This window comes from Kitasatospora sp. NBC_01539 (assembly GCF_045040525.1).
Lineage (GTDB): Bacteria > Actinomycetota > Actinomycetes > Streptomycetales > Streptomycetaceae > Kitasatospora.
In genome coordinates this window covers 4,690,912-4,715,121 of record NZ_CP109390.1, presented here as the reverse complement: position 1 = coordinate 4,715,121, position 24,210 = coordinate 4,690,912, and the positions used below count along the sequence as shown (strand labels likewise).

The window sequence follows — 24,210 nt, the reverse complement described above, 5'->3', positions numbered from 1 at the left end:
CTGACTCTAGCCAACCGCGCCGGTGTGAGGTGGGACACAAAGAGGGCATGATTCCCCTCGGGCGACCCGATGGTCCCGCCATCGGCGGCGCTCGCTGGTTACCCTCGCCAGGAAGGGCACCCGGTGCGGTGCCGGGTCGACGCAGGACGGAGACGGAGCGTGGCGAGCACTCCCGGCCCACCGGCGCAGGCCGACCCCGACTGGGAAGGCGTCCGGCTGCACGTCGTCAGCGGCAAGGGCGGCACCGGAAAGACCACCGTGGCGGCGGCGCTGGCGCTGGCGCTCGCGGCCGACGGCGGACGGACCCTGCTGATCGAGGTGGAGGGCCGGCAGGGCATCGCCGAGCTGTTCGGCATGGCCGCGCTGCCGTACGAGGAGCGCAAGGTCGCCACGGTCTCCCCCGCGCGGCTGGGACTCCCGGGCACCGGGCAGGGCGAGGTGTACGCGCTGGCGATCGACACCGAGCTGGCGCTGCTGGAGTACCTGGAGATGTTCTACAAGCTGGGCCGGGCCGGCAAGGCGCTGCAGAAGGTCGGCTTCGTCGACTTCGCCACCACCATCGCCCCCGGCGTGCGCGACGTGCTGCTGACGGGCAAGGCCTGCGAGGCGGCCCGCCGCAAGGCTCCCAACGGCCGGCGCGCGTACGACGCGATCGTGATGGACGCCCCGCCGACCGGTCGCCTGACGCGCTTCCTGAACGTCAACGAGGAGGTCGCCGGGCTGGCCAGGTTCGGGCCGATCCACGGTCAGGCGCAGGCGGTCATGCGGGTGCTGAAGTCGCCCGAGACGGCGGTGCACTTCGTCACGCTGCTGGAGGAGATGCCGGTGCAGGAAACCGTGGACGGCATCGCGGACCTGCGGGCCGCCCAGCTGCCCGTGGGCGGGGTGATGGTCAACATGGTGCGTCCGCCGGTGCTGGACGCGGCGGCGCTGGACGCCGTCGACGGCGATCACCGGGAGGAGGTCGCCGTGGCCCTCGGCGAGGCCGGGCTGGGCGGGCGTTCACGCAAGCCGGAGACCGTGCGGGCCGCCGTGGAGCCGCTGCTCGGCCCGCTGCTGGCGCAGGCCCGGGAGCACGCGGAGCGGGTCGAGCTGGAGCGCGAGCAGCGCCTGGACCTGCAGCGGGTGGAGCGCCCCACGTACGAGCTGCCGCTGCTCGGCGAGGGCGTCGACCTCGGCGGGCTGTACCGGCTCGCCGGCGAGCTGAAGCGGCAGGGGGCGGCATGACGGCGGCGGGCGCGCGAGGGGCACAGCCCCGCAAGGCCCGGCCGGCCTCGGCGCTGGACGTGGACGCGCTGATCGACGACCCGGGCACCCGGATCGTCGTCTGCTGCGGTTCCGGCGGGGTCGGCAAGACCACCACGGCGGCGGCGATCGGCCTGCGGGCGGCGGAGCGGGGGCGGAAGGTCGTCGTGCTGACGATCGACCCGGCCCGCCGGCTGGCGCAGTCGATGGGCCTGACCGAGCTGGACAACACCCCGCGGGTGGTGAAGGGCGCCGACGGCACGGGCGAGCTGCAGGCCATGATGCTCGACATGAAGCGGACCTTCGACGAGGTCGTGCTGGCCCACGCCGAGCCCGAGCGCGCGAAGGCGATCCTGGCGAACCCGTTCTACCAGTCGCTGTCGGCGGGCTTCGCGGGGACGCAGGAGTACATGGCGATGGAGAAGCTCGGCCAGCTGCGGGCCGAGGACCGCTGGGACCTCATCGTGGTGGACACCCCGCCGTCCCGGTCGGCGCTGGACTTCCTGGACGCGCCGAGCCGGCTCGGGTCGTTCCTCGACGGCAAGGTGATCCGGCTGCTGACCGCGCCGGCGAAGGTCGGCGGCCGCAGCGCGATGAAGTTCCTGAACGTCGGCATGGGGCTGATCACCGGCACCCTCGGCAAGATCTTCGGCGCGCAGCTGCTGACCGACATCCAGACGTTCATCTCCGCGACGGACTCGATGTTCGGCGGTTTCCGCGAGCGGGCCGACCGCACCTACCAGCTGCTGAAGGCGCCGGGCACCGCGTTCCTCGTGGTGGCCGCACCGGAGCGGGACGCGCTGCGCGAGGCCGCGTACTTCGTCGACCGGCTGGCCGCGGACGAGATGCCGCTGGCCGGCCTGGTCCTCAACCGGGTGCACTCGACGGGGGCCCCGCAGCTCACGGCCGAGCGCGCGCTGGCAGCGGCCGAGGCGCTGGAGGAGAACGGGTCGCAGACCTCGTCGGTGGCCGCCGAGACGCTGGCGGCGGGCCTGCTGCGGCTGCACGCGGAACGGGTGCAGGTGATGGGGCGCGAGCGGCGCACCCGGGACAGGTTCGTCTCGGTCTACCCGGACGTGCCCATCGTCGAGGTGGCCGCCCTCGCCGGTGACGTGCACGACCTCGACGGACTACGGGCCATCGGCGAGCAGCTGGGATCCACCGGCCCCGCAGGCGACGTGGACTGACGGTCCGACGGCCGCGGGAGGCTCGTCCTGCGGGCGGCTCGTCCTGCCGGCCGGTCGGACAGTCGGCGGCGGGCCCCCTGCCCGCCGCCCCGTCATCCCGCCTGGGCGTAGTCCGTCAGCACCACACCGGTGGCCAGCGAGGTCTCGTACTCGGTGCGGGCGGTCTCCAGCAGCCGGCGCCACGAGATCACGGTCGGCCTGCGGCGCAGCAGCGCCCTGCGTTCACGCTCGGTCATCCCGCCCCAGACGCCGAACTCCACCCGGTTGTCCAGAGCGTCCGCGAGACACTCCGTACGCACAGGACACCCACTGCACACGGCCTTGGCGCGGTTCTGCGCCGCCCCCTGGACGAAGAGCTCGTCCGGGTCACTCGTGCGACAGGCCGCCTGCGCACTCCAGTCGTCCACCCAGCCCATCTCGGCGCCGTCCTCTCCCGAATCGGGGCTCCCCCACGGCGGCAACGGCATATTCACCGCTGCCAGTTGAGGACGTTACGGAAGAACGGCAGCGAGCAACAGCCCCTTCGGGCCCAATCTCGAATGGCCCGATCGGACTATGGGTGCTCAGTACCTCACTCGTTGGAGTGATCGCAGGTCGCAAGCCTTGCCAGGAGCTGTTCGACCACTTTCGTCACTCTGTGCCACTGAACATCAGCCAGCACACCTGGACAGACCATCATTGAATGGTTCAAATCGGGCAAAGCTCATCACTCACAAGAGTGACGATGATGAACAGAGAGAAGCTGTCGCAGTCTTGTGACAAGCGTAGGCGAACACCTGCCCCCCTGTACGGGAATCTGCGACGTAGTGTTCTCCCCATGGCGACTCAGCGACCCGCGGGATCCGTGCTCGACAAGGCAGGTCTCGGCATCAAGCTCCTCGGCACCAGCGTCCTGGCCGGGATCCTGGTGGCCGGTGTGGCCCTGCCTGCCGTCGGAGCGTTCGGGCTGACCGCCAAGGACACCGCCGACAGCTTCGACAACATCCCGGACGACTTCAAGACGCCCGCCCTCTCCCAGGCTTCGACCATCTACGACGCCAAGGGCGGCGTGATCGCCAAGGTCTACGACCGCGACCGCACCATCCTCACCCAGGAGCAGATGGCGCCCGTCATCCGGCAGGCCCAGGTCGACATCGAGGATGCCCGTTTCTACGAGCACGGCGCGGTCGACCTCAAGGGCGTGCTGCGCGCGATCACCAAGAACGCCGAGGCCGGCGCCGCGACCCAGGGCGCGTCGACGCTGACCCAGCAGTACGTGAAGAACGTCTTCGTCGAACAGGCCGGCGACGACCAGCAGGCCTTCCTGGACGCCACCCGGAAGAGCCTCGGCCGCAAGGTCCAGGAGCTGAAGTTCGCGATCAAGCTGGAAGAGGACCTGACGAAGGACCAGATCCTCACCAACTACCTGAACATCACGTTCTACGGGCACCAGGCGTACGGCATCGAGGCCGCGTCGACGCGCTACTTCAGCAAGAGCGCCAAGGACCTCACCCTGCCCGAGGCCGCGACGCTCGCCGGCCTCGTGCAGAACCCCTCGGCCTACGACCCGATCCTGCACCCGCGGGCCGCGCAGATCCGCCGCGACACCGTGATCGACAAGATGCTGGAGAACAAGCACATCTCGGCGGAGCAGGCCAAGGAGGCCAAGGCCGCGCCGCTCGGCATCCACTACAAGGAACCGCTGAACGGCTGCATCACCGCCGACTCCGGCATGGGCTTCTTCTGCGACTACGTCCGCCACGTCGTGAAGCAGGACCCGGTCTTCGGAAAGACCGCGGCCGACCGCCAGAAGCTCTGGACCCAGGGCGGCCTCAAGATCTACACCACCATCGACCCGGCCAAGCAGAAGGCGGCCTACAAGGCCGTCACCACCAAGGTCCACGTCACCGACAGCGTGTCGGCCGCGATGACCATGGTCGAGCCCGGCACCGGCAAGATCGTGGGCATGGCGCAGACCCGCCCGTACGGTCTCAACTCCGACCAGCACGAGACCGTGCTCAACCTCAACGTCGACGCGGCGATGGGCGGCGGCAACGGCTTCGCCCCCGGCTCGACCTTCAAGCCGATCCTCGCCGCCGCCGCCCTGGAGTCGGGCATCCCGATAGACCAGCAGTACCCCTCGCCCCACGACATGGACTACCCCAGGATGTCCACCTGTGACGGCACCTGGAACGAGAAGGGCGTGCCGGTCGAGAACGAGAGCGAGAAGGAGAAGGGCCCCTACGCTCTCAAGGAGGCCATGGCGAGCTCGGTCAACACCTACTTCGTGCAGATGGAGGAGGAGGTCGGCCTCTGCGCGATGAAGCAGATGGCGACCAAGCTCGGCATCGGCAAGCTCGCCAACGGCAGCCCGATCAAGCAGGTGCCCTCCATGGTGCTCGGCACCCAGGAGGTCAGCCCGCTGACCATGGCCAGCGCCTACGCCGCCTTCGCCGCCCGCGGCAAGTACTGCAAGCCCGTCGCCATCACCTCGGTCGTCGGCACCGACAACAAGAAGCTCGCCGTGCCGAAGGCCGACTGCACCCAGGCGATGTCCGAGACCACCGCGGACGGCATCAACACCCTCCTCCTCGGCGTGACCGAGAAGGGCACCGCCTCCGGGATCCACATCTCGGACGGCCGCCAGATCGCCGGCAAGACCGGCACCACCGACAACCGGTACGCCGCCTGGTTCACCGGCTACACCCCGGAGCTCGCCACCTCGGTCTGGCTCGGCGGCCCCACCAAGAACACCTCGATGCGCAACATCACCATCGGCGGCACCCGCTTCGACGCGGTGTACGGCGCCACCGGCCCCGGCCCGATCTGGCAGAAGGCCATGAACGAGGTGCTGGTCGGCACCAAGCGGACCAACTTCAAGACCGTCGAGCTGCCGGAGACGGCCCCGAAGCCGTCCGAGACGCCCACCACCCAGGCCCCGCCGCCGACCGGCGACACCGGCGTCATCAACGGCGGGTTCACCCTGCCGCCCGGCGTCATCGGCGGCAACTCCGGCAGGCCCGGACACCGCTGAGCCCGCGAACGACCGGAGGGCGGCCACCCGAACAGGGTGGCCGCCCTCCGGCGTCCCGTACGCGGCCCGTACGCGTCCTCGTACGCGGGGCCCGTCCGGACCGTCCGTGCCGGGTGTCCGTCCGCGTGCGCTGCGGCGGCCGGGTCAGCCGGCCAGCGCCGCCTTGATCGCGGCGGCCACCCGGCCGCCCTCGGCCCGGTCCCCCACCTTCGGACGGACCAGCTTCATCACCGCGCCCATCGCCTGCGGCCCCGACGCACCGCTCTCCGCGACGGCGGCGGCCACGATCACGGCCAGCTCCTCGTCCGACAGCTGCTGCGGCAGGTACTGCGCCAGCACCTCGCCCTCGGCCCGCTCCTGGGCGGCCGACTCGGCGCGTCCCGCGGTGTCGAAGGCCTCCGCGGCCTCCCGGCGCTTCTTCGCCTCCCGGGCGATCACCTTCAGCACCTCGCCGTCGGACAGCTCACGCTTGGTCTTGCCCGCCACCTCCTCGCTGGTGATCGCGGACAGCGTCAGCCGGAGGGTGGACGAGCGGAGCTCGTCCCGTGCCTTGATCGCAACCGTGAGGTCGTCCCGCAGCTGCATCTTGAGCGTCGTCATGCCGCCATTCTGCAAGGTCCGAGCCCCGGACGCCCGGCAATATCGGCAGTCCCGCGGATCCGCCCCCGCCGTTCCTGTCCCAGCCGTCCCCGGATCAGCCTTCCCCGGATCAGGCCACGGCGACGGGCGACACCGACGCGTACGGGCCGCACGGGCCGCACAGGCCGCACGGGCCGCCGGTGCCCACCGGCGGCCGCAGTGCCGTCGCCGTTCGCGGTCGCCGTCGCCGTTCGCGGTCGCCGTTCGCGAGCACCAGGAGTGACCTGCCCGTTCCCGGCGTGATCCGGGGTCTGAGACCATGGGGCGATGCGACCGCTGTACTCCGTCCCGCTCGGTATCGCCGCCACCGGCGCCGCCTGCCTCGCCTACTCCGCCGGCTACGAGGTCCGCTCGTTCCGGCTGCGCCGCGTCGAGGTCCCGATCCTGCCGCGCGGCGCGCGGCCCCTCCGAGTGCTGCAGGTCTCCGACATCCACATGGTGACCGGACAGCGGAAGAAGCAGCGCTGGCTGCAGAGCCTCGCGGGCCTCCGCCCCGACCTGGTGGTCAACACCGGCGACAACCTCTCCGACCCGCTCGGCGTACCCGCCGCCCTCGACGCCCTCGGCCCGCTGATGGAGTTCCCGGGGGTGTACGTCTTCGGCTCCAACGACTACTACGGCCCCGCCCGCAAGAGCCCCACCCGCTACCTCAGCGCCCTGCGCAGCGGCGTCCACGGCCTCAACAACCCCGACGGCACCAGCCGCCGCGGCATCACCGGCGCCGTCCACAACCCCTGGCAGAAGCTCCGCGACGGCTTCGACGACGCCGGCTGGCTCGACCTCAACAACGCCCGAGGCCGACTCACCCTGGGCGGCCTCGACGTCGAGTTCACCGGCCTCGACGACCCGCACATCCGCCACGACAAGTACGCCAAGGTCGCCGGCGGGCCCTCCCCCGACGCCGACCTGTCGCTGGCCGTCGTGCACGCCCCCTACCTGCGGGTGCTCGACGCCTTCACCGCCGACCGGTACCCGCTCATCCTGGCCGGGCACACCCACGGCGGACAGCTCTGCATCCCCTTCTACGGCGCCCTGGTCACCAACTGCGACCTCGATGCCGACCGGGTCAAGGGCCTCTCCACCCACAAGGCCGGCGGCCACCGCTCCTACCTGCACGTCTCCGCCGGCTGCGGCACCAACCGCTACACCCCGGTCCGCTTCGCCTGCCCGCCCGAAGCCACCCTGCTCACCCTCACACCCGGCCGCTGACCTGCCCCGACGCCCCCCGGGGAATCGGATTTCGTCTCTCGGCACACCTCCTGTTAGAGTTCTACTCGTTGCGCCGGACACGGAAGGCAACAGAGCAGGACCGGGGTGTGGCGCAGCTTGGTAGCGCGCTTCGTTCGGGACGAAGAGGCCGTGGGTTCAAATCCCGCCACCCCGACCCAGTAAGACCGGAGGCCCGGTATCTCGTGAGAGATACCGGGCCTCCGGCGTTTCCGGGGGCAGCTCGGGCGGGGACGGTGGCGGTGAAGGTGCCCGTGCCGAACACCGGCGGTCTGGAGCCTGACGCATGCACACGGGTCTGGCCGTGCAGGCTTTTCGGGCCGGGGTGGGGTTCCCCCGGGTGGGGGTGGCTGGTAGGTATGGGCGGTGCGTTTCGAGAGCGTTCCCAAGCCGGCGGCCGTCGAGGCCAGGCCGCATGATCCCCGTGGCTATCCGGTGCCCGCGATCACCCCGTGGGAGGACGGTGCACCGCAGTTCGCGCTCACCGACCACGGTCGCAGTGCGGCCTGTGCCCGCGAACGGCTGTGTTCGGTGTGCAACACGGTGATGCCGCGGGGCACCGTGTGGCGGGTGGTGGGTGCGGACGAGAGCGCGGCCATCGCCGACGCGCTCGCGGCCGGGCGGCCGTACCGCAATGTCGCGCCCACGCTGGAGGGGCCGGGGCATCGCGCCTGCATGCTGTACGCCGCGATGGTGTGCCCGTACCTCGCCCGTCCGAACGCGCGCCGCGGTCTGTCGGCCGACGGCTCGGACGAGTTGACGGCGCACGTGGTGCGCGGTCGGGCCCGGGGCGGGGCGGGCGCGGTGGTGGGGTTCGGCGAGTACGAGTACGCGGTCACCGCGACGAGGGTGCTGTTCCGTTTTCTCGACGTGGTCGAGTTCATGCCGCACGAGACGGCCGACGCGCATCTGGACGAGCTGCGCGCGGAGCTGGCCCGCCCCTGATTCCCGGGTCGGGGGATCAGGGGCGGGCCGGTGTCCGGTGGTCTCAGCGGTGGCCGCCGCGGTAGGCGGGCAGGCCGGGGTAGCCGGAGACGACGGTGGGCGCGGCGGAGCCGTCGGCCGGGAGGGTCGCGATGCCCGACGGCGTACGGACGGCGATGGTGCGGCCGTCGGGGGAGAAGGCGGGCTCGGTGTAGTCCGTGGTGGCGTGCGGGGTGAGGTCCTTGCTGTGGGCGCCGTGGTCGGTCAGGGCGAAGATGTGGTCGTGGCCGTCGACGGCGCGGACGAAGACGATGTCCTCGCCGTCCGGGGACAGTGCGGGCTGGGAGCCGGGGGTGAGCGCGCTGCCCTGCTGGCGCAGGTACTCGTCGCGGATGTACACCTCGCCGGTGCCGGTGTTGGCGTACACGGCGGTGCCGTAGGTGCCGCCGGCGCTGGGCCAGGTGTTGCCGGTCTCGGGCAGCGGCTTCGCGTTCTCGTCGGAGTAGGTTCCGAGCGCGAGGTCGGCGGGGATCGCGCCGGCGGCCGTGGCCGTCACGCGCTTCAGCCGGGTGACACCGTCCTTCGCCGCGGCGAAGATCAGGTTGTTCTTGGCGGGGAGCTGGTACTCGCCGGCGGCGGGTGCGACCTGCCAGGTGGGGTGCGACCACGTCTGGCCGCCGGGGTTCTTGGCCACCACGACGCGTCCGCTGCCGTCCGGGTTCGCGGTCGCCAGGTCGCCGGTGCCGGTGATGAACGCGGCCTTGGCCCCGTCGGGGGACCAGGCGAGGTCGCGGACGACGGTGCCGAAGTCGACCGAGGTGCCGTTCATCAGCACGTACCGGGTGCCGTTGCTGATGGTCAGTGCGCTGTGGGCGGTCCCGTTGACGACGGCCGGTGCGGTGCCAGGAGCGGCGGTGCCGGGGGCGGCGGTGGACGGCGTCGCGGACGCCAGGCCGACGGGCGCGACCGGAGCGGCGGTGCCGGCCGAACCGGGCGACGCGGAGCGGGCGGCGGGTGTGGCGGGGACGGCGGGGGCGGCCTTCGAACCGGCGTCGGCCACGGGGCCGCAGGCGGTGAGCAGGGCCGAGCTGCCTGCGGTGGCGACGAGGGCCAGGGCGATGGCGGCGGTGCGGAGGCGAGTACGAGCAGACATGGGTGTTCCCCCCCGGGAAGGACGACGGTGCGGAAGTTGGCGTCCGACGAGCCGCTCCACCGCTCTCCCGGGGGTACTGTCCGCCCGGTCGACCCGCTGCCGCTCTGTTCGACACGAGAAGCATGGCAAGCGGAGATCCCTGATCTGTTCGTCAACTGTCCTATCCGTGTAACACCGGCCGTCGGGAATCGGCCGGGGCCGCGTTCCGGGCCTCGCGCCGACCGGGAGGGACGGCTTCCCGGACGTGTCGCAGCAGGGCCGACAGCTCCATGACGTCGTCTCAGAGCCTCTTCGCGCCCACGCCGCCCACGCTACCCACGGCGCTACCAGGCCAGTGGGCGGCCGTCGCGGTGGAAGCCGCCGGTGGGCCCGGAGTCGGGGAGGGTTGCTGCCCACACGATGCCGGCGGCGCCCTCGGTGACGGGCCGGCCGCCGGGTCCGCCCATGTCGGTGGCGACCCATCCCGGGCAGACGGCGTTGACCAAAATACCGTCCGGTCGGAGCTCGTCGGCGAGTTTGCGGGTGAGTGCGTTGAGGGCGGCCTTGGAGACGCCGTAGGCGGGGGTGCCGCCGCCCATGCCGGCGAGTGAGCCCGACTCGCTCGACACGTTGACCACCCGGGGGTGCGGGGAGCGGCGCAGCAGCGGGAGGAACGCCTGGGTGACGCTCCAGGCGCCGAAGAGGTTGGTCTCCAGGGTGCGGCGGACGTCGTCGAGGTCGGCGTCCGTGGCGCGGGCGCCGGTGTCGTAGTTGACGGCCGCGTTGTTGACGAGCACGTCGAGGTGTCCGAACTCCGTCCCGACGGCGCGGGCGAGGTCGCGGACGGTGTCCGGGTCGGTGACGTCGAGGCGGCGCGGCAGTGCGGTGCCGGGCATCCCGGCGGCGGCTCGGGCCGCGTCGTCGGGGTCGCGGGCGCAGACGAGCACGGTGTGTCCGAGGGCGGCGAGCTGTTCGGCCGTCGCCCGGCCGATGCCGCGGTTCGCCCCGGTGACGAGGGCGAGGGGTCCGGTGGTCCGCATGGTGCCGCCGCTCCTTCCCGGGCCCTGGCGGGTTCCCGTGTCGCGTGGCGGGCGGCCGGGGGCGGCCGGGCGCCTCCGGCGTCCTGTCGTCCATGCTGCCGCCGGGCCCGGGTGGGGCGGAAGCCCCGGACGGGCGGCCGGTCAGATGCGGAGCCCGTGGGCGCGGGCCGCGGAGGCGGCGAGGAGCCGGTGGATGTCGGCCTGGCGGGTGGTCGGCGCGTCGTTGTAGGCGTCCGGGGAGCTGACGGTGATGCCGCCGGCGTGCAGCACTTCCATGACCTGGGTGCGGGCGCGGCGGACGGTCTGCGGGGTGCCGTAGCCGTGGGCGAGGACGGCGGCCTGGGCGCCGAGCAGGCAGACGCGTCCGCGGGAGTCCCAGAGGGCGCCCTGCAGCCAGCCGAAGGCCGTCAGGTAGCGGGACGTCAGCTGGAGGTGGCCGGCCACCGACACGGGGACCGGCTGCGGTGGGCGGTGGGTGAGGCGGTCGAGCACGGTGCGGCGGGGCAGCGGCTGGTCGGCGTTCCAGGGCTGGAGGGCGCGGCCCAGCGGGCAGACGTACGGGACGGGGGTGCGGGCCGACGGGGGGAGGGAGGCCAGGTAACCCTCGATCTCGGCGATGAGGGCGGAGCCGTCCGCGGTGACGGTCAGTGGGGGCGGCGGGCCGACGATCAGGTTGGAGACGGGCATGGCGCTTCTCCTTTTGTCCGTGTTTGTCCAGACTCATTGATAACCCGGACCGCGCGCCGCGGCGCGCCAGGGCCGTGCCGCCCGCGCGTCGCCGCAGGACGGCGGCGCGGACGGGCCGGCCCGGTACCCCGCCCGTCGCCGGGCGCCCTCCGGCGGCCCGGGTTCCCCGAGGCGTTCCACCCGGTGCCGGCCATCGGGTTGGATGGGGGGATGAGCGAGGAGAAGAACGCCGTACCGGCATGGGAGCAGCGGTTCCGGGCGGCACGCGTGTCGCTGCCCGACTGGGCGGAGGACGCCCCGGAGCGGGCGCTGTACGTGTCCAACAGCACCGGCACGTACGAGGTGTACGCCTGGGACCGGACGACCGGCGCGCACCGCCGGGTCACCGACCGCCCGAACGGCACGACGGACGCCGAGCTCAGCCCGGACGGCACGTGGGTCTGGTGGTTCGACGACACGGACGGCGACGAGTTCGGGGTGTGGCGGCGCCAGCCCTTCGCGGGCGGCCCGGACGAGGAGGCGGTGCCGGGTGTGCCCGCCGCGTACTCGGCCGGCCTGGCGCTCGGCCGGGACGGCACCGTGGTGGTGGGCACCTCCACCGACGACGAGGGCACCACGCTGTACCTGCGCCGCCCCGGCGCGGAAGCGGTGGAGGTGGTCTACCACCACGCCGAGTACGGCGGCATCGGCGACCTCTCCTACGACGGTGCGCTGCTGGCGGTCGACCACACCGAGCACGGCGACGCCATGCACTCGGCGATCCGGGTGCTGCGGCTCGCGGACGGTTCCGCGGTCGCCGAGCTCGACGAGGTGACCGGACGCGACGAGCCGCGCGGGGTGGCCTGCCTGGGCTTCGCCCCGGCCGACGGCGACACCCGGCTGCTGGTCGCGCACCAGCGCACCGGCCGCTGGGAGCCGATGCTGTGGGACGTCGCCACGGGCACCGAGACCGAGCTGGTGCTCCGCGACGAGCAGGGCCTGGAGTTCCCAGGCGACCTGTCCGCGCAGTGGCGGCCCGGCGCGCGGTCGCTGCTCGTCGAGCACGAGTACGAGGCCCGCAGCGAGCTGTTCTCGTACGAGCTGGCCACCGGTGTGCTGACCAGGCTGGACACGCCGCGCGGCACGGTCGCGGGGGCGACCGCGCGGCCCGACGGCACGGTGGAGTTCCTGTGGTCGTCGGCGGCGGAGCCGTCGGCCGTCCGGTCCACGGCGGGCACCGTGGTGCTGCGGGCGCCCGGCCCGGTGCCGCCCGGGTCGGTGCCGGTCGAGGACGTCTGGGTGGAGGGGCCCGGCGGCCGGGTGCACGCGCTGGTGCAGCGGCCGGCCGGCGAGGGACCGTTCCCGACGGTCTTCGAGGTGCACGGCGGCCCGACCCACCACGACAGCGACTCCTTCGCGGCCGGCCCGGCCGCCTGGCTCGACCACGGCTACGCCGTCGTCCGGGTCAACTACCGCGGCTCCACCGGCTACGGCCAGGCCTGGACGGACGCGCTGCGCGAGCGGGTCGGCCTGATCGAGCTGGAGGACATCGGCGCGGTCCGCGCCTGGGCGGTGGACTCCGGCCTGGCCGACCCCGCGCAGCTGGTGCTCTCCGGCGGTTCCTGGGGCGGCTACCTCACGCTGCTGGGCCTGGGCGTGCAGCCGGACGACTGGACGCTCGGCCTGGCCGCCGTGCCGGTCGCCGACTACCTCACCGCGTACGCGGACGAGATGGAGGCGCTGAAGTCGCTCGACCGCACGCTCTTCGGCGGCACCCCCGAGGAGGTGCCGGACCGCTGGCGGGCGTCCTCACCGCTGACGTACGTCGAGCAGGTGAAGGCTCCGGTCTACATCAGCGCCGGGGTGAACGACCCGCGCTGCCCGATCCGGCAGATCGAGAACTATGTCGCCCGGCTGGACGGGCTGGGTAAGGTGCACGAGGTCTACCGCTACGACGCCGGGCACGGCTCGCTCGTGGTGGAGGAGCGGATCAGGCAGCTGAAGCTGGAGATCGACTTCGCGCAGCGGCACCTGGGCCGTCCGGCGCACGGGGGGAACGACGGATGAGAAGACGCAGTGCCCTGGCCGCGGTGGCGGTCCTGACCGTCCTGCTGACCGCGACGGGCTGCTCCGACGAGAGCGACGACCCCTGTGACGACGCGGCGGGTCGTCCGGCCGTGACGCTCCCGGACGTGACGCTCCCGGGCGGCGCGGACGACGCGGACGACGCGCTGCCGGACGGCGCTCCCGCAGGTCTCTCGATCCGCCCGGGCGCGCTGCTGCCCGGCGGGTCGGTCCTCGGCGAGGCCGGGGCGCAGCTGATGGCGAAGAGCCGCAGCGGCTCGAAGTCCGGCCGCAGCTCGAAGAAGTCGAAGAGCAGTCGCACCGTGGTGCACCACCACAGCGGCAGCACCAGCGGGGACGGCTACGGCTGCGGGTCGTACACCCCGAGCCCGTCGCCGACCTGGACACCCTGACCGGACGCCTTGACCGGACGGGCGCACGGCGCTGGCTCGGACGGTGCGGGCGCGGACGGTGAAGACCCTGGATCCGGCTCTGCGGAGTCAGCGGCTCAGAGGGCCGGGTCCAGCCCGAGGGCCCGGTCCTGGGCTGCCTCCGCCTCCCGGCGGGCCAGCCGGAACCACATGAACACCACGAAGCCGGCGAAGACGAACCACTCCAGCGTGTAGCCGAGGTTCTGGAACGCCCGGAGCGTCAGCCCGTCGCCGCCCGTCGGTTCGACGGTCGGCACGGCGGTCAGCGGGGCCGGGGCGGGGTCGGCGGCGATCCAGCCGTCGTACACCGGGTAGGGCAGCACGTTGACGAGGGTGGCCGGGCTGATGGTGCCGAGCTGGCCCGCGGGCAGCCCGCCCGCGACGGCGCCGCCGCTGCCGCTGTTCTCCGACGCCTGCAGCCGTCCGACGACGGTGACCTGACCGGTCGGCGCCGCCGGGACGGCCTGCGCCGCGGCACCGGGCGAACCGGCGGCCCAGCCGCGGACGACGACGGCGGCGCGGCCCTCCGCGGTGCGCAGCGGCGTGAGCACGTAGTAGCCCTCGCGGCCGTCGACGGTGCGTCCGGGGACGAGCAGTTCGTGGGTGCCGTCGTAGCTGCCGGTCACGGTGACGGGGCGGCCGAGGGTGTCGGTGCCGACCTGCGGGCGGTCCGCGGTGAGCACCGTGGTGAGCGGGGCGGGGGCGGCCGCCGCGGCGGCGCTGCCGGCGCGAACCGTGTCGCGGTGGCTGTCGACGCGGGCCTCGAACCGGCCGAGCTGCCAGGTGCCGAGGACCAGGCACACCGCGATCGCGGCCAGGGCGACGAGGCCGGCGATGATCCAGCGCGGGGTGAGGAGGAACCGGTACACCCCACCACGGTAACGACCTCCTACGCCGCCCCCGGCCGCAGGGTCGCGGTGGGTCCGCGGGGAGGCCGGCCCGGCGATCTGGTGGGCGGGAGGTCTGGTGGCCCGGCGATCGGGCGGGCCTGGGCGCCGGGTCAGCCCGTGGCCGGCGCGGTCGGCGCGGGATCGGCCGGGACCGGCTCCGGGGCCGTGCGGTACACCGTGCCGCCGCAGCTGCCGGTGACGACCGTGCCGGCCGCCTCCGGGGTGCCGCTGTCGGGGGTGTGCGCGACGGTGACGCTCGGCCCGGCGGCGGGCGGGGTGGCGGTGGGGCTGGGGCCGTCGGTGGGGCTCTCGGGGGCCGCGGCCTCGGTGGGGCCCGCGGCCGGGTCGGCCGTCGTGGCGGCCCGTGCCTCGGCGGCGCCGCTCGGGCAGGTGCCCTCGGGCACCCATCCGAACCGCACGCGGTAGCCCGTGCCGGGGGCGAGCAGCAGCGGGCCGGAGACGGGGCCGGGCGGGGGCAGGGCGGCGGCCGCGTCCCCGGCGATGTGGTCGGCGACCTTGACCCGGGACTGGTCCGCGCCGCCGGCCGCGACGGCGGTGACCGTGCCGGGCCCGGTGATGCCGCAGCTGCGCGCCGAGACGTTGCGGACGGTGAAGTAGCCGTACACGTTGCCCGCGCTGTCGGGGGCGTCGGCGTGGGCCTCGGCCCGGCCGAGGTCGGCCCGTACGCAGGCGGGGACGCTCGCCGTGGCGGCGGAGGTGGCGGACGTGCCGGGGCTCGGCAGGGCGGAGCCGCTCGGGGTGGCGGCGGGCCCGCCGCCGGGGACGGCGGGGACGGGCAGGGGGTGCGGGCCGCCCCGGCCGCTCGGGCTGGGCCGCGGACCGGCGGAGGGGTCGCGGGCCTCCGTGCTGCCGGCGGCGGGGCCGCCGGAGAGGGCGAGGGGGCGGGCCGCGTGGAGCACGGGGACGGCCGCGACGGAGAGCAGGGCGACGGCGACGGCACCGGCCCAGGCCTGGCGGCGGCGGGCCCGGCGGCGCGGGACGGCGGAACGGATCCGACCGAGGGCGGACGGGTCGGGCTCCAGGGTGACGACGGCGTCGTGGAAGCGGGCCCGGAGGGCGAGCTCGGTCCGCTCGGCCCCTGTCAGGCCGTCAGTCATGACTGCTCTCCATCAGCACGCGGAGTGCGGCGAGTCCGCGCGAGCCGTAGGCCTTGACCGAGCCGATCGAGACGCCCAGCACCTCGGCGACCTGCGCCTCCGTCAGGTCCGCGTAGTAGCGCAGCACGAGCACCTCCCGCTGACGGCGTTGCAGCCCCTTCAGCGCGCTCCTCAGCTGATCGCGCTCCAGCGCATCGTAGGCCCCTTCTTCTGCACTGGCCATGTCAGGCATGGGTTTGGGGAGGAGCCGCAGGCCGAGGATCCGTCGGCGCAGGGTGGACCGCGACAGGTTGACGACGGTCTGCCGCAGGTAGGCGAGGGTCTTCTCGGGTTCGCGGACCCGGCGCCGCGCCGCGTGGACGCGGATGAACGCCTCCTGCACGACGTCCTCGCAGGAGGAGAGGTCGTCGAGGAGCAGGGCGGCAAGGCGAAGCAGCGACCTGTAGTGGGCCTGGTAGGTCTCGGTGAGCCGGTCGACGCTGGCACCCGATGCGTCCGCCGCCGCCGCGGAAAAGCTCATCCGACTATCTGCCGGCCGGCGCACCGGCAACGACAACGGAACCCTCGGCACCGCCTCGATCACGTTCGACACGCCTGTTGGACACACGATCCCCCGTCATGGTTGCCCGGACGGCGAGACATTCTTCCGTACGGACCGGACACGCTCCAGCGGACGGCGGGTGATTCTGACGGATTGTCTCGGCAGGATCGGGAGAAACGGTGTCCGTTCCCCGCAATACGCACGGGTGGGCCGGACCGAACCGCCGTACGGCGGTTCGGTCCGGCCCACCCGGTGCCGCGTCAGCGGCCGGTGCCGCCGTAGACGACGGCCTCGTCGGTGTCCGTGTCGAGGCCGAAGGCGGTGTGCACGGCGCGCACGGCCTCCGGGATGTCCTCGGAGCGGGTGACGACCGAGATGCGGATCTCGGAGGTCGAGATCAGCTCGATGTTGACCCCCGCCTCGGAGAGCGCCTCGAAGAACGTCGCGGTGACGCCCGGGTTGGAGCGCATGCCGGCGCCGACCAGCGAGAGCTTGCCGATGGCGTCGTCGTAGCGCAGCGACTCGTAGCCGATGCCGTCCTTGACCCGGCCGAGGGCGTCGATGGCCTTCTGGCCGTCCGCCTTCGGCAGGGTGAAGGAGATGTCGGTGAGGCCGGTCGACGCGGTGGAGACGTTCTGCACCACCATGTCGATGTTGACCTCGGCGTCCGCGATGGCGCGGAAGATGCGGGCCGCCTCGCCCGGCTTGTCCGGCACGCCGACGACCGTGATCTTGGCCTCCGACGTGTCGTGGGCGACTCCGGAGATGATGGCCTGCTCCATCTCGCCCCCTTCGGGCTTGTTGGGGTTGACGCCGCTCACGATAGTCCCCGGCAGGCCGGAGAACGACGAGCGGACGTGGATCGGGATGTTGTAGCGGCGCGCGTACTCGACACAGCGGTCGAGGAGCACCTTGGAGCCGGACGACGCCAGCTCCAGCATGTCCTCGAAGGCGATCCAGTCGATCTTGCGGGCCTTCTTCACCACGCGCGGGTCGGCGGTGAACACGCCGTCCACGTCGGTGTAGATCTCGCAGACCTCGGCGCCGAGCGCCGCCGCCAGGGCGACGGCCGTGGTGTCGGAGCCGCCGCGGCCCAGGGTGGTGATGTCCTTGCTGACCTGCGACACGCCCTGGAATCCGGCCACGATCGCGATGTTGCCCTCGTCGAGGGCGTTGCGGATGCGGCCGGGCGTGACGTCGATGATGCGCGCCCGGTTGTGGGTGGAGTCGGTGATGACCCCGGCCTGGCTGCCCGTGAAGGACTGGGCGTCGAAGCCCAGCGTTCGGATCGCCATGGCCAGCAGGGCCATGGAGATGCGCTCTCCAGCGGTCAGCAGCATGTCGAACTCACGGCCGGACGGAATAGGGGTCACCTGTTCCGCGAGTTCGATGAGCTCGTCCGTCGTGTCTCCCATCGCGGACACCACGACGACGACCTCATGGCCGGCCTTCCTGGTGTCGACGATCCGTCGGGCGACGCGCTTGATGCCCTCGGCATCCGCAACGGATGAGCCGCCGTACTTCTGCACGACAAGGCCCACGTGCGCTCCTCGACTTGTGTCGTTTCGGGGGTGGTGGCCCCCTTGTGCGGTCACCGTCAGTCTATCGAGCACGGCCGCGCCGCCAGACCCTCTCCATATGATGAGACGACCGTATCGCCTGGTGAGCAGCCGGAACGGGCAGGTCTGCGGGCGGACCGGCGGACGCCAGAAGAAAATCCGGGACCGGGGTCGACCCGGTCCCGGATTTCACGTTGTGCAGATCTGGTGAATCCTTCGTCACAGCCCCAGCTCGGCGGCCATCAGGTCGCCCGCCTGCTGCCCCAGCTGCTCGTCGGTCAGACCGTCGTCGTCGGTGTCCGCGCCGTCCACCGCCGCCCCGATCGGGCTGTCCAGCCGCACGTGCGCGATCAGCGACTGCAGCGCGCGCAGCACCGCCGTGCACGTCGAACCCCAGTTGGACAGGTACGAGAACTGCCACCACCACAGCGCCTCGCTGATCCGGCCCTCGCGGTAGTGCACCAGCCCGTGCCGCAGCTCGGCCACCACACCCGCCAGGTCGTCCGAGATCCGGAAGGCGCTCGGCTTCTCCGGCGGCCCGTACGGGTCGAAGACCTCGTGGTAGACGTCGATCGGCGCCAGCAGCTCCGCCAGGCGCTCCCGCAGCTCGACACCGTCCGGCTCCGGACCGGTGTCCGGCTCGAAGCGGTCCTCCGGCAGCACGTCGTCGACGGCCCCCAGGCGGCCGCCGGCCAGCAGCAGCTGCGAGACCTCCAGCAGCAGCAGCGAGATCGCACTGCCGGGCTCGTCGCCCTTCGCCACCTCGGTCACGGCGAGCACGAAGCTCTCCACCGAGTCGGCGATCTGCACAGCGAAGTCGTCGGGCTCGCTGGTACGGGTGGTGTCACTGTGGTCAGACATCGAGCAGTCGTCTCCCTTCGAAGGCCCGGCCGAGGGTGACCTCGTCGGCGTACTCCAGATCCCCGCCGACGGGCAGACCGCTCGCCAGCCGGGTCACCTTCAGGCCCATCGGCTTGCAGAGCCGGGCCAGATAGGTCGCGGTCGCCTCCCCCTCCAGATTGGGGTCGGTGGCCAGGATCAGCTCGGTGACCGTGCCGTCGGCGAGCCGCATCATGAGCTCGCGGACCCGCAGATCGTCCGGACCGACGCCCTCGATCGGGCTGATCGCGCCGCCCAGCACGTGGTACCGGCCACGGAACTCCCGCGTCCGCTCGACCGCCACGACGTCCTTCGGCTCCTCGACCACGCAGATCACCGCGAGATCGCGCCGCGGATCCAGGCAGACCCGGCACTGCTCGGCCTCCGCGACGTTGCCGCAGACCGCGCAGAACCGCACCCGCTCCTTCACCTGCATCAACGTGTGCGCCAGCCGCCGGACGTCCACCGGGTCGGCCTGCAGGACGTGGAAGGCGATCCGCTGCGCGCTCTTGGGCCCGACGCCGGGCAGCCTGCCCAGTTCGTCGATCAGGTCCTGAACCACGCCCTCGTACACGTCACGCCTTCCTTCGGCCGGGCCGCGGCCCGGAGCCCAGTGCCCCGGGGCCGACGCCCGGGGCCATCATCCAACGAATCGGGGCCCGGACACACCGTCCGGCGCCCGACTCACCCATAAATCACACAGCTCCGGCCCCGACGGCTACGCTGCGTCCCGCCACCCGTCGGCAGCGTCAGAACGGAAGCCCCGGGATGCTGCCGCCGAGGCCCTGCGTCAGCGGGCCCATCCGCTCGGCCTGCATCTTCTGCGCCGCCGCGTTGGCGTCGCGCACCGCGGCCAGCACCAGGTCGGCCAGCGTCTCGGTGTCCTCCGGGTCAACCGCCGCGGGCGCGATCGTCAGCGCGACCAGCTCGCCGGCGCCGGTCACCGTCGCCTCGACCAGACCACCGCCGGCCGAACCCGACACCTTGGTCTCGGCCAGCTCCTTCTGAGCCTTGCCGAGCTCCTCCTGCATCTTCTGCGCCTGCTTCAGCAGCTGCTGCATGTTGGGCTGGCCACCAGGGAACACGGCTCTACTCCTGCCTGTGCACGACATCGTCGCCACCGAGCCTACGCGGCGGCACCGGACGCCACACCGGGTCAGCCGTTGTGGTGGATCTCCTCCAGCACCGTCGCCCCCAGCTCGCGGATGATCAGCTCCTGACCGGAGAACGCCTCCTCCGTGAGGTCGGGATCGTCGTCCTCCGGCACGTCGTCCTCCGGAGCCACCGGCGGAGGTTGCGGAGGCTGGTACGGCGCGGCAACCGGCGCCGGAGCGGCCTGCACGGGCTGCGCCGCGGAGCCCGGCCCCGCCGGACGCTGCGGCTGCGCCGACGCGGGCTGCTGCACCGGCGGGGCGGCCGGAGCCTGGTACGCCGGAGCCGCGGCGGGCGCCGGACGGGAAGCCTGCGGAGCACCCCAGCCGCCGCCCGACGGCGCGGGCGCGGCCGGAGCCGCCGCCGGACCGCCGGACGGGTCGACGATGCACTCGACCCGCCAGTCGACCCCGAGGGCGTCGGCGAGCGCCTGCCGCAGCACGTCCTCACTGTTGCTGCCGACGAAGCTGTCGCGGGCGCCCGCGTTGATGAACGACACCTGCAGCACACTGCCGTCGAACCCGGCGACCTGGCCGTTCTGGCTGAGCAGGATCCAGGTGAAGCGCCGGCGGTTCTTCACCGCCTCCAGGATCTGCGGCCACATCTGCCGGACCTGCACGGCCCCCTGCTGGGCCGCCGCGGACGGCTGCGCGCCGCCCGGCGACGCCGCCACGGGGACGGGAGGCGCAGCGACCGCGGCCACCGGAGCGGGGGCAGCGGGCTGGACGGGAGTGGGGGCCGGTCCGGCGGCGGGCGCGGACGCCTCGGCGCCGCCCGGAGCGGGGAAACTGCGCGGGATCGGCCACGCGCCCGGGGCCGCCGCAGGTGCCGGAGCGGGGGCGGCTGCGGAGGCCGTGGAGGCTGCTGCGGGCGAGGCCGCAGGGGCCGGGTACGCGGGAGCCGGGTACGCGGGAGCCGCCGGGGGCGCCTCCACAGCGGGGGCCGAGTACGTGGGGGCCTGGGCGACCGGGGCCGGGGCCATGGCAGGTGCCGCCGGAGCGCCCGGCCCGGCCGCGGCGAAACCGCCCGCCGCCGCGCGCCGCTCCAGCTTGTCGAGCCGCGCCTGCAGCGAGAGTTCGTCGCTGTACGCGCCCGGCAGCATCACCCGGGCACAGATCAGCTCCAGCTGGAGCCGCGGCGCGGCGTTGCCGCGCATCTCCGTCAGGCCGGTGTTCACGAGGTCCGCGGCGCGGCTCAGCTCGGCCGCACCGAAACCGTCCGCCTGCGCCTGCATGATCGCGACCCGGTCGGCCGGGGCGTCGAGCAGGCCCTTCTCCCCCGCGTCCGGCACGGTGGCCAGGATCACCAGGTCGCGCAGCCGCTCCAGCAGGTCCGCCACGAAACGCCGGGGATCGTGGCCGCCCTCCACGACACGGTCGATCACCTGGAAGACCGTGGCGCCGTCCTGCGCCGCGAACGCGTCCACCACCTCGTCCAGCAGCGCCGAGTCGGTGTACCCGAGCAACGAGGTCGCCATCGGGTAGGTCACGCCGCCCTCGTCCGCGCCGGCCAGCAGCTGGTCCATCACCGACATCGAGTCACGCACCGAACCGGCACCCGCCCGCACCACCAGCGGGAACACCGAGTCCTCGACCCGGATGCCCTCGCGGCCGCAGACCTCGGCGAGGTAGTCGCGCAGCGTCCCGGGCGGCACCAGACGGAACGGGTAGTGGTGGGTGCGGGAGCGGATCGTCCCGATCACCTTCTCCGGCTCCGTCGTGGCGAAGATGAACTTCAGGTGCTCCGGCGGCTCCTCCACCACCTTCAGCAGCGCGTTGAAGCCGGCCGAGGTCACCATGTGCGCCTCGTCCAGGATGAAGATCTTGTACCGGCTGTGCACCGGCGCGAAGAACGCGCGCTCCCGCAGCTCACGGGCGTCGTCCACACCGCCGTGCGAGGCGGCGTCGATCTCGATCACGTCGATCGAACCCGGGCCGCCCGTAGCCAGGTCGCGGCACGACTGGCACTCGCCGCACGGCGTCGGCGTCGGGCCCTCCGCACAGTTCAGACAGCGCGCCAGGATGCGGGCACTCGTCGTCTTGCCGCAGCCGCGCGGCCCGCTGAAGAGGTAGGCGTGATTGACCCGGTTGTTGCGCAGGGCCTGCTGGAGCGGGGCGGTCACGTGCTCCTGCCCGATGACCTCCGCGAAGGTCTCGGGGCGATAGCGGCGGTACAGGGCTAGGGACACGCCACCGAGGTTATCGGCACCGGCCGACAAACGCGGCGCCCCGCCCACCGGACCCGCCCGACGCACCCGCCCGACCGCACCCGGCCCCGGGAACGCAAGGACCCCTCGTGCACCCACCAGAGCCCTCCTACCCTTGCTGCCTTCCGGCCCTGGGGGAGTTCAGAGAGATAGCGCCGCACGAGGGGCTGCCCCAAGAGTAGCGGATCCCGGACCCACAGCCAGCCACCCACCCCGGTCTCCGATCCGCAGGCAGCCACCTGCGGACACCTCCGGGATAGCGGTTCGCGAGCACCCCTCGACATGTACTAAGCTCTCCCACGGAGGATTCGCCTAGAGGCCTAGGGCGCACGCTTGGAAAGCGTGTTGGGGGCAACCCCTCACGAGTTCGAATCTCGTATCCTCCGCACCCGCCCGCCAGGGCAAACGAAGGACCCGACCGCACTGCGGCCGGGTCCTTCGTCGTTCCGTGGTTGCAGTTTTGGTTGCAGTTGCCGGGATCCACCGGATCGGGCGGCTACACAACCGCATCCGGCTGACGGCCTCTCTGGCCGAGCCATCGGATTCGCGCCCGCTGGGCACTGCTCCTCTGGCAGGGTGCAATCCATGGCCGTGTCCGAAAAGACCCGCAAGATCATCTGGGGTGAAGCAGGCGGCAGGTGCGCGATCTGCCGGGCGCAGGTGGTGACACCCGGGACTGACTGCGACGACCCCTCGGTCTTCGGCGAGGAGGCCCACATAGTCGCCCGCTCGAAGGGCGGACCGAGAGCCGGCTTGCTGGACGACGCATCCATCGACAGCCATACGAACCTGGTCCTGCTGTGCAGCAAGCACCACAAACAGATCGATGACCAGCCAGGTCACTTCACGGTGGATCGGCTGCTCGAGATCAAAGCCAAGCACGCCGCGTGGGTGCGCTCGCTCGGCGAGGCAACGCCAGGTCGGCTGAAGTTGGTGCCCGACCCCGGGTTCCCACAGCCTCGGATCCTGAAGCTGATCACCCGCGGCAACCCGCTGTGGAACATGATCAAGTCCAGCGTCACCTTCGAGTACGCGCTGCCAGACGGTCTCCCTGAAGAGGATGAAGACCTCATCCTGGAGTTCCTGGGCTTGGTCCAGGACTACTACGACATCGCAGCTGATCTTCACAGTGTGCGCGAGAACCGCGACGCCGAGAAGGTGTTGCAGAGCTACCTGAGCAAGCTCGCCGAGCACAACTTCCTGGTGGGCGCCTTCGTACGCCACATGCTCTTGATCGACGGCTCCGGCCAGGAGGGCATGGCTTGGCCCATGCTCCGCGTCGAGGTCCAGCCAGCGTTGCTCGCCACGATCACGGACGAGAACGGCAGGCCCTATCCCAGCAAGCAACCCAGCGCGGGAGTACATGACGAGGAGCAGCGCGCATGACTGAGCGAAGGATCTACCTCGACGCTGATCGACACGCCTCCAGCTCTCGGAAGATCAATATCCGGGCCCACCGTTGGTACGTCACCGTCGAGCTCGACCGCGACGGGTACGTCGATGCCGCGAAGCGGCGGGGAGACTCCCCGGAACTGCCCGCCGCCTACTCGGAGGCCGTCACCAGGGCGCAGAACTCATCTGTCGATCGACTCCGGTACGACGGGTACCTCGGCATGCTCTCGTGGAGCAGCGGACCAAGCTGGGTCAGCCTGACTGTTCCGTTCGCTCATGTCGGAGCTGCTGTCGAAGCACTGCGCGGTGCCGAGCTCAGGCACGACTACATCGGACTTCACGCCCTCGCGAACCGACTGGCACTTCCCATCGAGGACTGGCTCGCCCCCGGCGAGCGGGAGCTGGTCCGCGGCGTCGACTTTCCGCACCACCTGGCGTGTTTCTGCGGTTTCTGCGTGGCAAGGCCAAGCAGCACGGAGTACGCCTCAACGGCCGGGCAACCCTGGCCAGTGTGTGGATTCGCCCGACACTGCCGCTCGCCGAAAAGCAGAAGCGGGAGCTGTTTCCCGAGCAGCACCCCGGCTGGGTGGACCGATGGACCGGATACGTTGAACCGGAGGACGCGCCTGAGCGGCCATGGGTGGGTGGCAGAGGGCAGAACCTCAGTCACCGAGCGGCCCCTGTCCAGTTCCGCCATGTCCAGGCGCCGAGTGGCGGCCAATGCCCCTGCGGAATGACCCTGCGAGCCCCTGAGGACGGCGGGAATGAACACGCCGCCCACCATGCGATGTGGGTGATCGGCGTTCAGGCGCCCAGGAACTTGGAGTGGTGGAGCGACCTAGCGGTGGTGACCACCGAATCGCCCATCGCCTGGCGGAGGCTGGCTCACCGGGTGGGGCGGATGC

Annotated in this window: 21 protein-coding genes, 2 tRNA genes and 1 other RNA gene; 10 read left to right on the top strand and 14 right to left on the bottom strand. The window is 72.3% G+C overall.

Annotated features, from left to right (window positions below; translation table 11 throughout):
* Positions 1-159: 159 nt before the first annotated feature.
* Both OG335_RS20445 and OG335_RS20440 read left to right on the top strand, forming a co-directional pair.
* Positions 160-1,227, top strand: a complete 1,068-nt coding sequence (locus tag OG335_RS20445; protein ID WP_405012565.1) for an ArsA-related P-loop ATPase — start codon at positions 160-162, stop codon at positions 1,225-1,227.
* The gene (locus OG335_RS20440; RefSeq protein WP_405012564.1) at positions 1,224-2,432 is read left to right on the top strand and encodes an ArsA family ATPase; all 1,209 of its coding nucleotides are present in this window, start codon (positions 1,224-1,226) and stop codon (positions 2,430-2,432) included. Before OG335_RS20445 ends, OG335_RS20440 begins: the two co-directional genes overlap by 4 nt.
* Before the next feature lie 92 nt (positions 2,433-2,524).
* On the opposite strand, the gene OG335_RS20435 is transcribed toward OG335_RS20440, so the two are convergent.
* Entirely contained in the window at positions 2,525-2,848 is a 324-nt protein-coding gene (locus tag OG335_RS20435) for a WhiB family transcriptional regulator (RefSeq protein ID WP_405015463.1), read from the bottom strand.
* Positions 2,849-3,249: 401 nt separating this feature from the next.
* On the opposite strand from OG335_RS20435, the gene OG335_RS20430 reads away from it, so the two are divergent.
* The gene (locus tag OG335_RS20430; protein WP_405012563.1) at positions 3,250-5,445 is read left to right on the top strand and encodes a transglycosylase domain-containing protein; all 2,196 of its coding nucleotides are present in this window, start codon (positions 3,250-3,252) and stop codon (positions 5,443-5,445) included.
* A 144-nt stretch (positions 5,446-5,589) separates the two neighbouring features.
* On the opposite strand, the gene OG335_RS20425 is transcribed toward OG335_RS20430, so the two are convergent.
* Positions 5,590-6,045: a GatB/YqeY domain-containing protein gene (locus tag OG335_RS20425; protein ID WP_405012562.1), complete on the bottom strand. Its 456-nt coding sequence runs from the start codon at positions 6,043-6,045 to the stop codon at positions 5,590-5,592.
* 306 nt (positions 6,046-6,351) lie between these two features.
* On the opposite strand from OG335_RS20425, the gene OG335_RS20420 reads away from it, so the two are divergent.
* From OG335_RS20420 to OG335_RS20410, 3 genes are all read left to right on the top strand, one after another.
* Positions 6,352-7,293, top strand: coding sequence for a metallophosphoesterase (locus OG335_RS20420; RefSeq protein ID WP_405012561.1), 942 nt, complete (start codon positions 6,352-6,354; stop codon positions 7,291-7,293).
* A gap of 101 nt (positions 7,294-7,394) precedes the next feature.
* Positions 7,395-7,468: transfer RNA gene (locus OG335_RS20415), tRNA-Pro, on the top strand.
* Positions 7,469-7,677: 209 nt separating this feature from the next.
* Positions 7,678-8,256 carry a hypothetical protein gene (locus OG335_RS20410; RefSeq protein ID WP_405012560.1) on the top strand — a complete coding sequence of 193 codons (579 nt, stop codon included), beginning with the start codon at positions 7,678-7,680 and terminating at the stop codon, positions 8,254-8,256.
* Between the two features lie 43 nt (positions 8,257-8,299).
* Here OG335_RS20410 and OG335_RS20405 read toward each other — a convergent pair whose 3' ends face one another.
* The 3 genes from OG335_RS20405 to OG335_RS20395 form a co-directional block, all read right to left on the bottom strand.
* Positions 8,300-9,388 (bottom strand): TolB family protein, encoded by a 1,089-nt coding sequence (locus OG335_RS20405; protein ID WP_405012559.1) that lies wholly within the window; start codon positions 9,386-9,388, stop codon positions 8,300-8,302.
* 323 nt (positions 9,389-9,711) lie between these two features.
* Positions 9,712-10,407 (bottom strand): SDR family NAD(P)-dependent oxidoreductase, encoded by a 696-nt coding sequence (locus OG335_RS20400; RefSeq protein WP_405012558.1) that lies wholly within the window; start codon positions 10,405-10,407, stop codon positions 9,712-9,714.
* Positions 10,408-10,548: 141 nt separating this feature from the next.
* On the bottom strand, positions 10,549-11,094 hold the full coding sequence (locus OG335_RS20395; RefSeq protein WP_405012557.1) for a hypothetical protein: 546 nt from the start codon (positions 11,092-11,094) through the stop codon (positions 10,549-10,551).
* 210 nt (positions 11,095-11,304) lie between these two features.
* Between OG335_RS20395 and OG335_RS20390 the strand changes: the two genes are divergently transcribed.
* Both OG335_RS20390 and OG335_RS20385 read left to right on the top strand, forming a co-directional pair.
* The gene (locus OG335_RS20390; RefSeq protein WP_405012556.1) at positions 11,305-13,140 is read left to right on the top strand and encodes a S9 family peptidase; all 1,836 of its coding nucleotides are present in this window, start codon (positions 11,305-11,307) and stop codon (positions 13,138-13,140) included.
* Complete coding sequence (locus tag OG335_RS20385) at positions 13,137-13,550, top strand: hypothetical protein (RefSeq protein ID WP_405012555.1); 414 nt, start codon at positions 13,137-13,139, stop codon at positions 13,548-13,550. The genes OG335_RS20390 and OG335_RS20385 overlap by 4 nt, the downstream gene beginning before the upstream one ends.
* A 95-nt stretch (positions 13,551-13,645) precedes the next feature.
* Here OG335_RS20385 and OG335_RS20380 read toward each other — a convergent pair whose 3' ends face one another.
* The 9 genes from OG335_RS20380 to ffs all read right to left on the bottom strand — a co-directional run bounded on the left by OG335_RS20380 (position 13,646) and on the right by ffs (position 22,082).
* Positions 13,646-14,437 carry an SURF1 family protein gene (locus OG335_RS20380; protein WP_405012554.1) on the bottom strand — a complete coding sequence of 264 codons (792 nt, stop codon included), beginning with the start codon at positions 14,435-14,437 and terminating at the stop codon, positions 13,646-13,648.
* Positions 14,438-14,568: 131 nt separating this feature from the next.
* The gene (locus OG335_RS20375) at positions 14,569-15,576 is read right to left on the bottom strand and encodes a hypothetical protein (RefSeq protein ID WP_405012553.1); all 1,008 of its coding nucleotides are present in this window, start codon (positions 15,574-15,576) and stop codon (positions 14,569-14,571) included.
* Positions 15,569-16,096, bottom strand: a complete 528-nt coding sequence (locus OG335_RS20370; protein ID WP_405012552.1) for a SigE family RNA polymerase sigma factor — start codon at positions 16,094-16,096, stop codon at positions 15,569-15,571. Before OG335_RS20370 ends, OG335_RS20375 begins: the two co-directional genes overlap by 8 nt.
* A gap of 281 nt (positions 16,097-16,377) precedes the next feature.
* On the bottom strand, positions 16,378-17,658 hold the full coding sequence (locus OG335_RS20365) for an aspartate kinase (RefSeq protein ID WP_405012551.1): 1,281 nt from the start codon (positions 17,656-17,658) through the stop codon (positions 16,378-16,380).
* Between the two features lie 237 nt (positions 17,659-17,895).
* On the bottom strand, positions 17,896-18,537 hold the full coding sequence (locus OG335_RS20360; protein WP_405012550.1) for a DUF5063 domain-containing protein: 642 nt from the start codon (positions 18,535-18,537) through the stop codon (positions 17,896-17,898).
* Positions 18,530-19,129, bottom strand: a complete 600-nt coding sequence (gene recR / locus OG335_RS20355; RefSeq protein WP_405012549.1) for a recombination mediator RecR — start codon at positions 19,127-19,129, stop codon at positions 18,530-18,532. The genes OG335_RS20360 and recR overlap by 8 nt, the downstream gene beginning before the upstream one ends.
* 175 nt (positions 19,130-19,304) lie before the next feature.
* Positions 19,305-19,667: a YbaB/EbfC family nucleoid-associated protein gene (locus OG335_RS20350; RefSeq protein WP_405015462.1), complete on the bottom strand. Its 363-nt coding sequence runs from the start codon at positions 19,665-19,667 to the stop codon at positions 19,305-19,307.
* Positions 19,668-19,711: 44 nt separating this feature from the next.
* A complete protein-coding gene (locus OG335_RS20345; protein ID WP_405012548.1) occupies positions 19,712-21,895 on the bottom strand; it encodes a DNA polymerase III subunit gamma and tau in 2,184 nt (727 codons plus the stop codon).
* A gap of 96 nt (positions 21,896-21,991) precedes the next feature.
* An RNA gene (ffs, locus tag OG335_RS20340) (signal recognition particle sRNA small type) lies at positions 21,992-22,082 on the bottom strand.
* Between the two features lie 132 nt (positions 22,083-22,214).
* Between ffs and OG335_RS20335 the strand changes: the two genes are divergently transcribed.
* Together OG335_RS20335 and OG335_RS20330 are read left to right on the top strand one after the other, a co-directional pair.
* Positions 22,215-22,299 (top strand) — tRNA-Ser (locus OG335_RS20335).
* Positions 22,300-22,498: 199 nt separating this feature from the next.
* The gene (locus OG335_RS20330) at positions 22,499-23,299 is read left to right on the top strand and encodes an HNH endonuclease (protein WP_405012547.1); all 801 of its coding nucleotides are present in this window, start codon (positions 22,499-22,501) and stop codon (positions 23,297-23,299) included.
* Positions 23,300-24,210 lie beyond the last annotated feature (911 nt).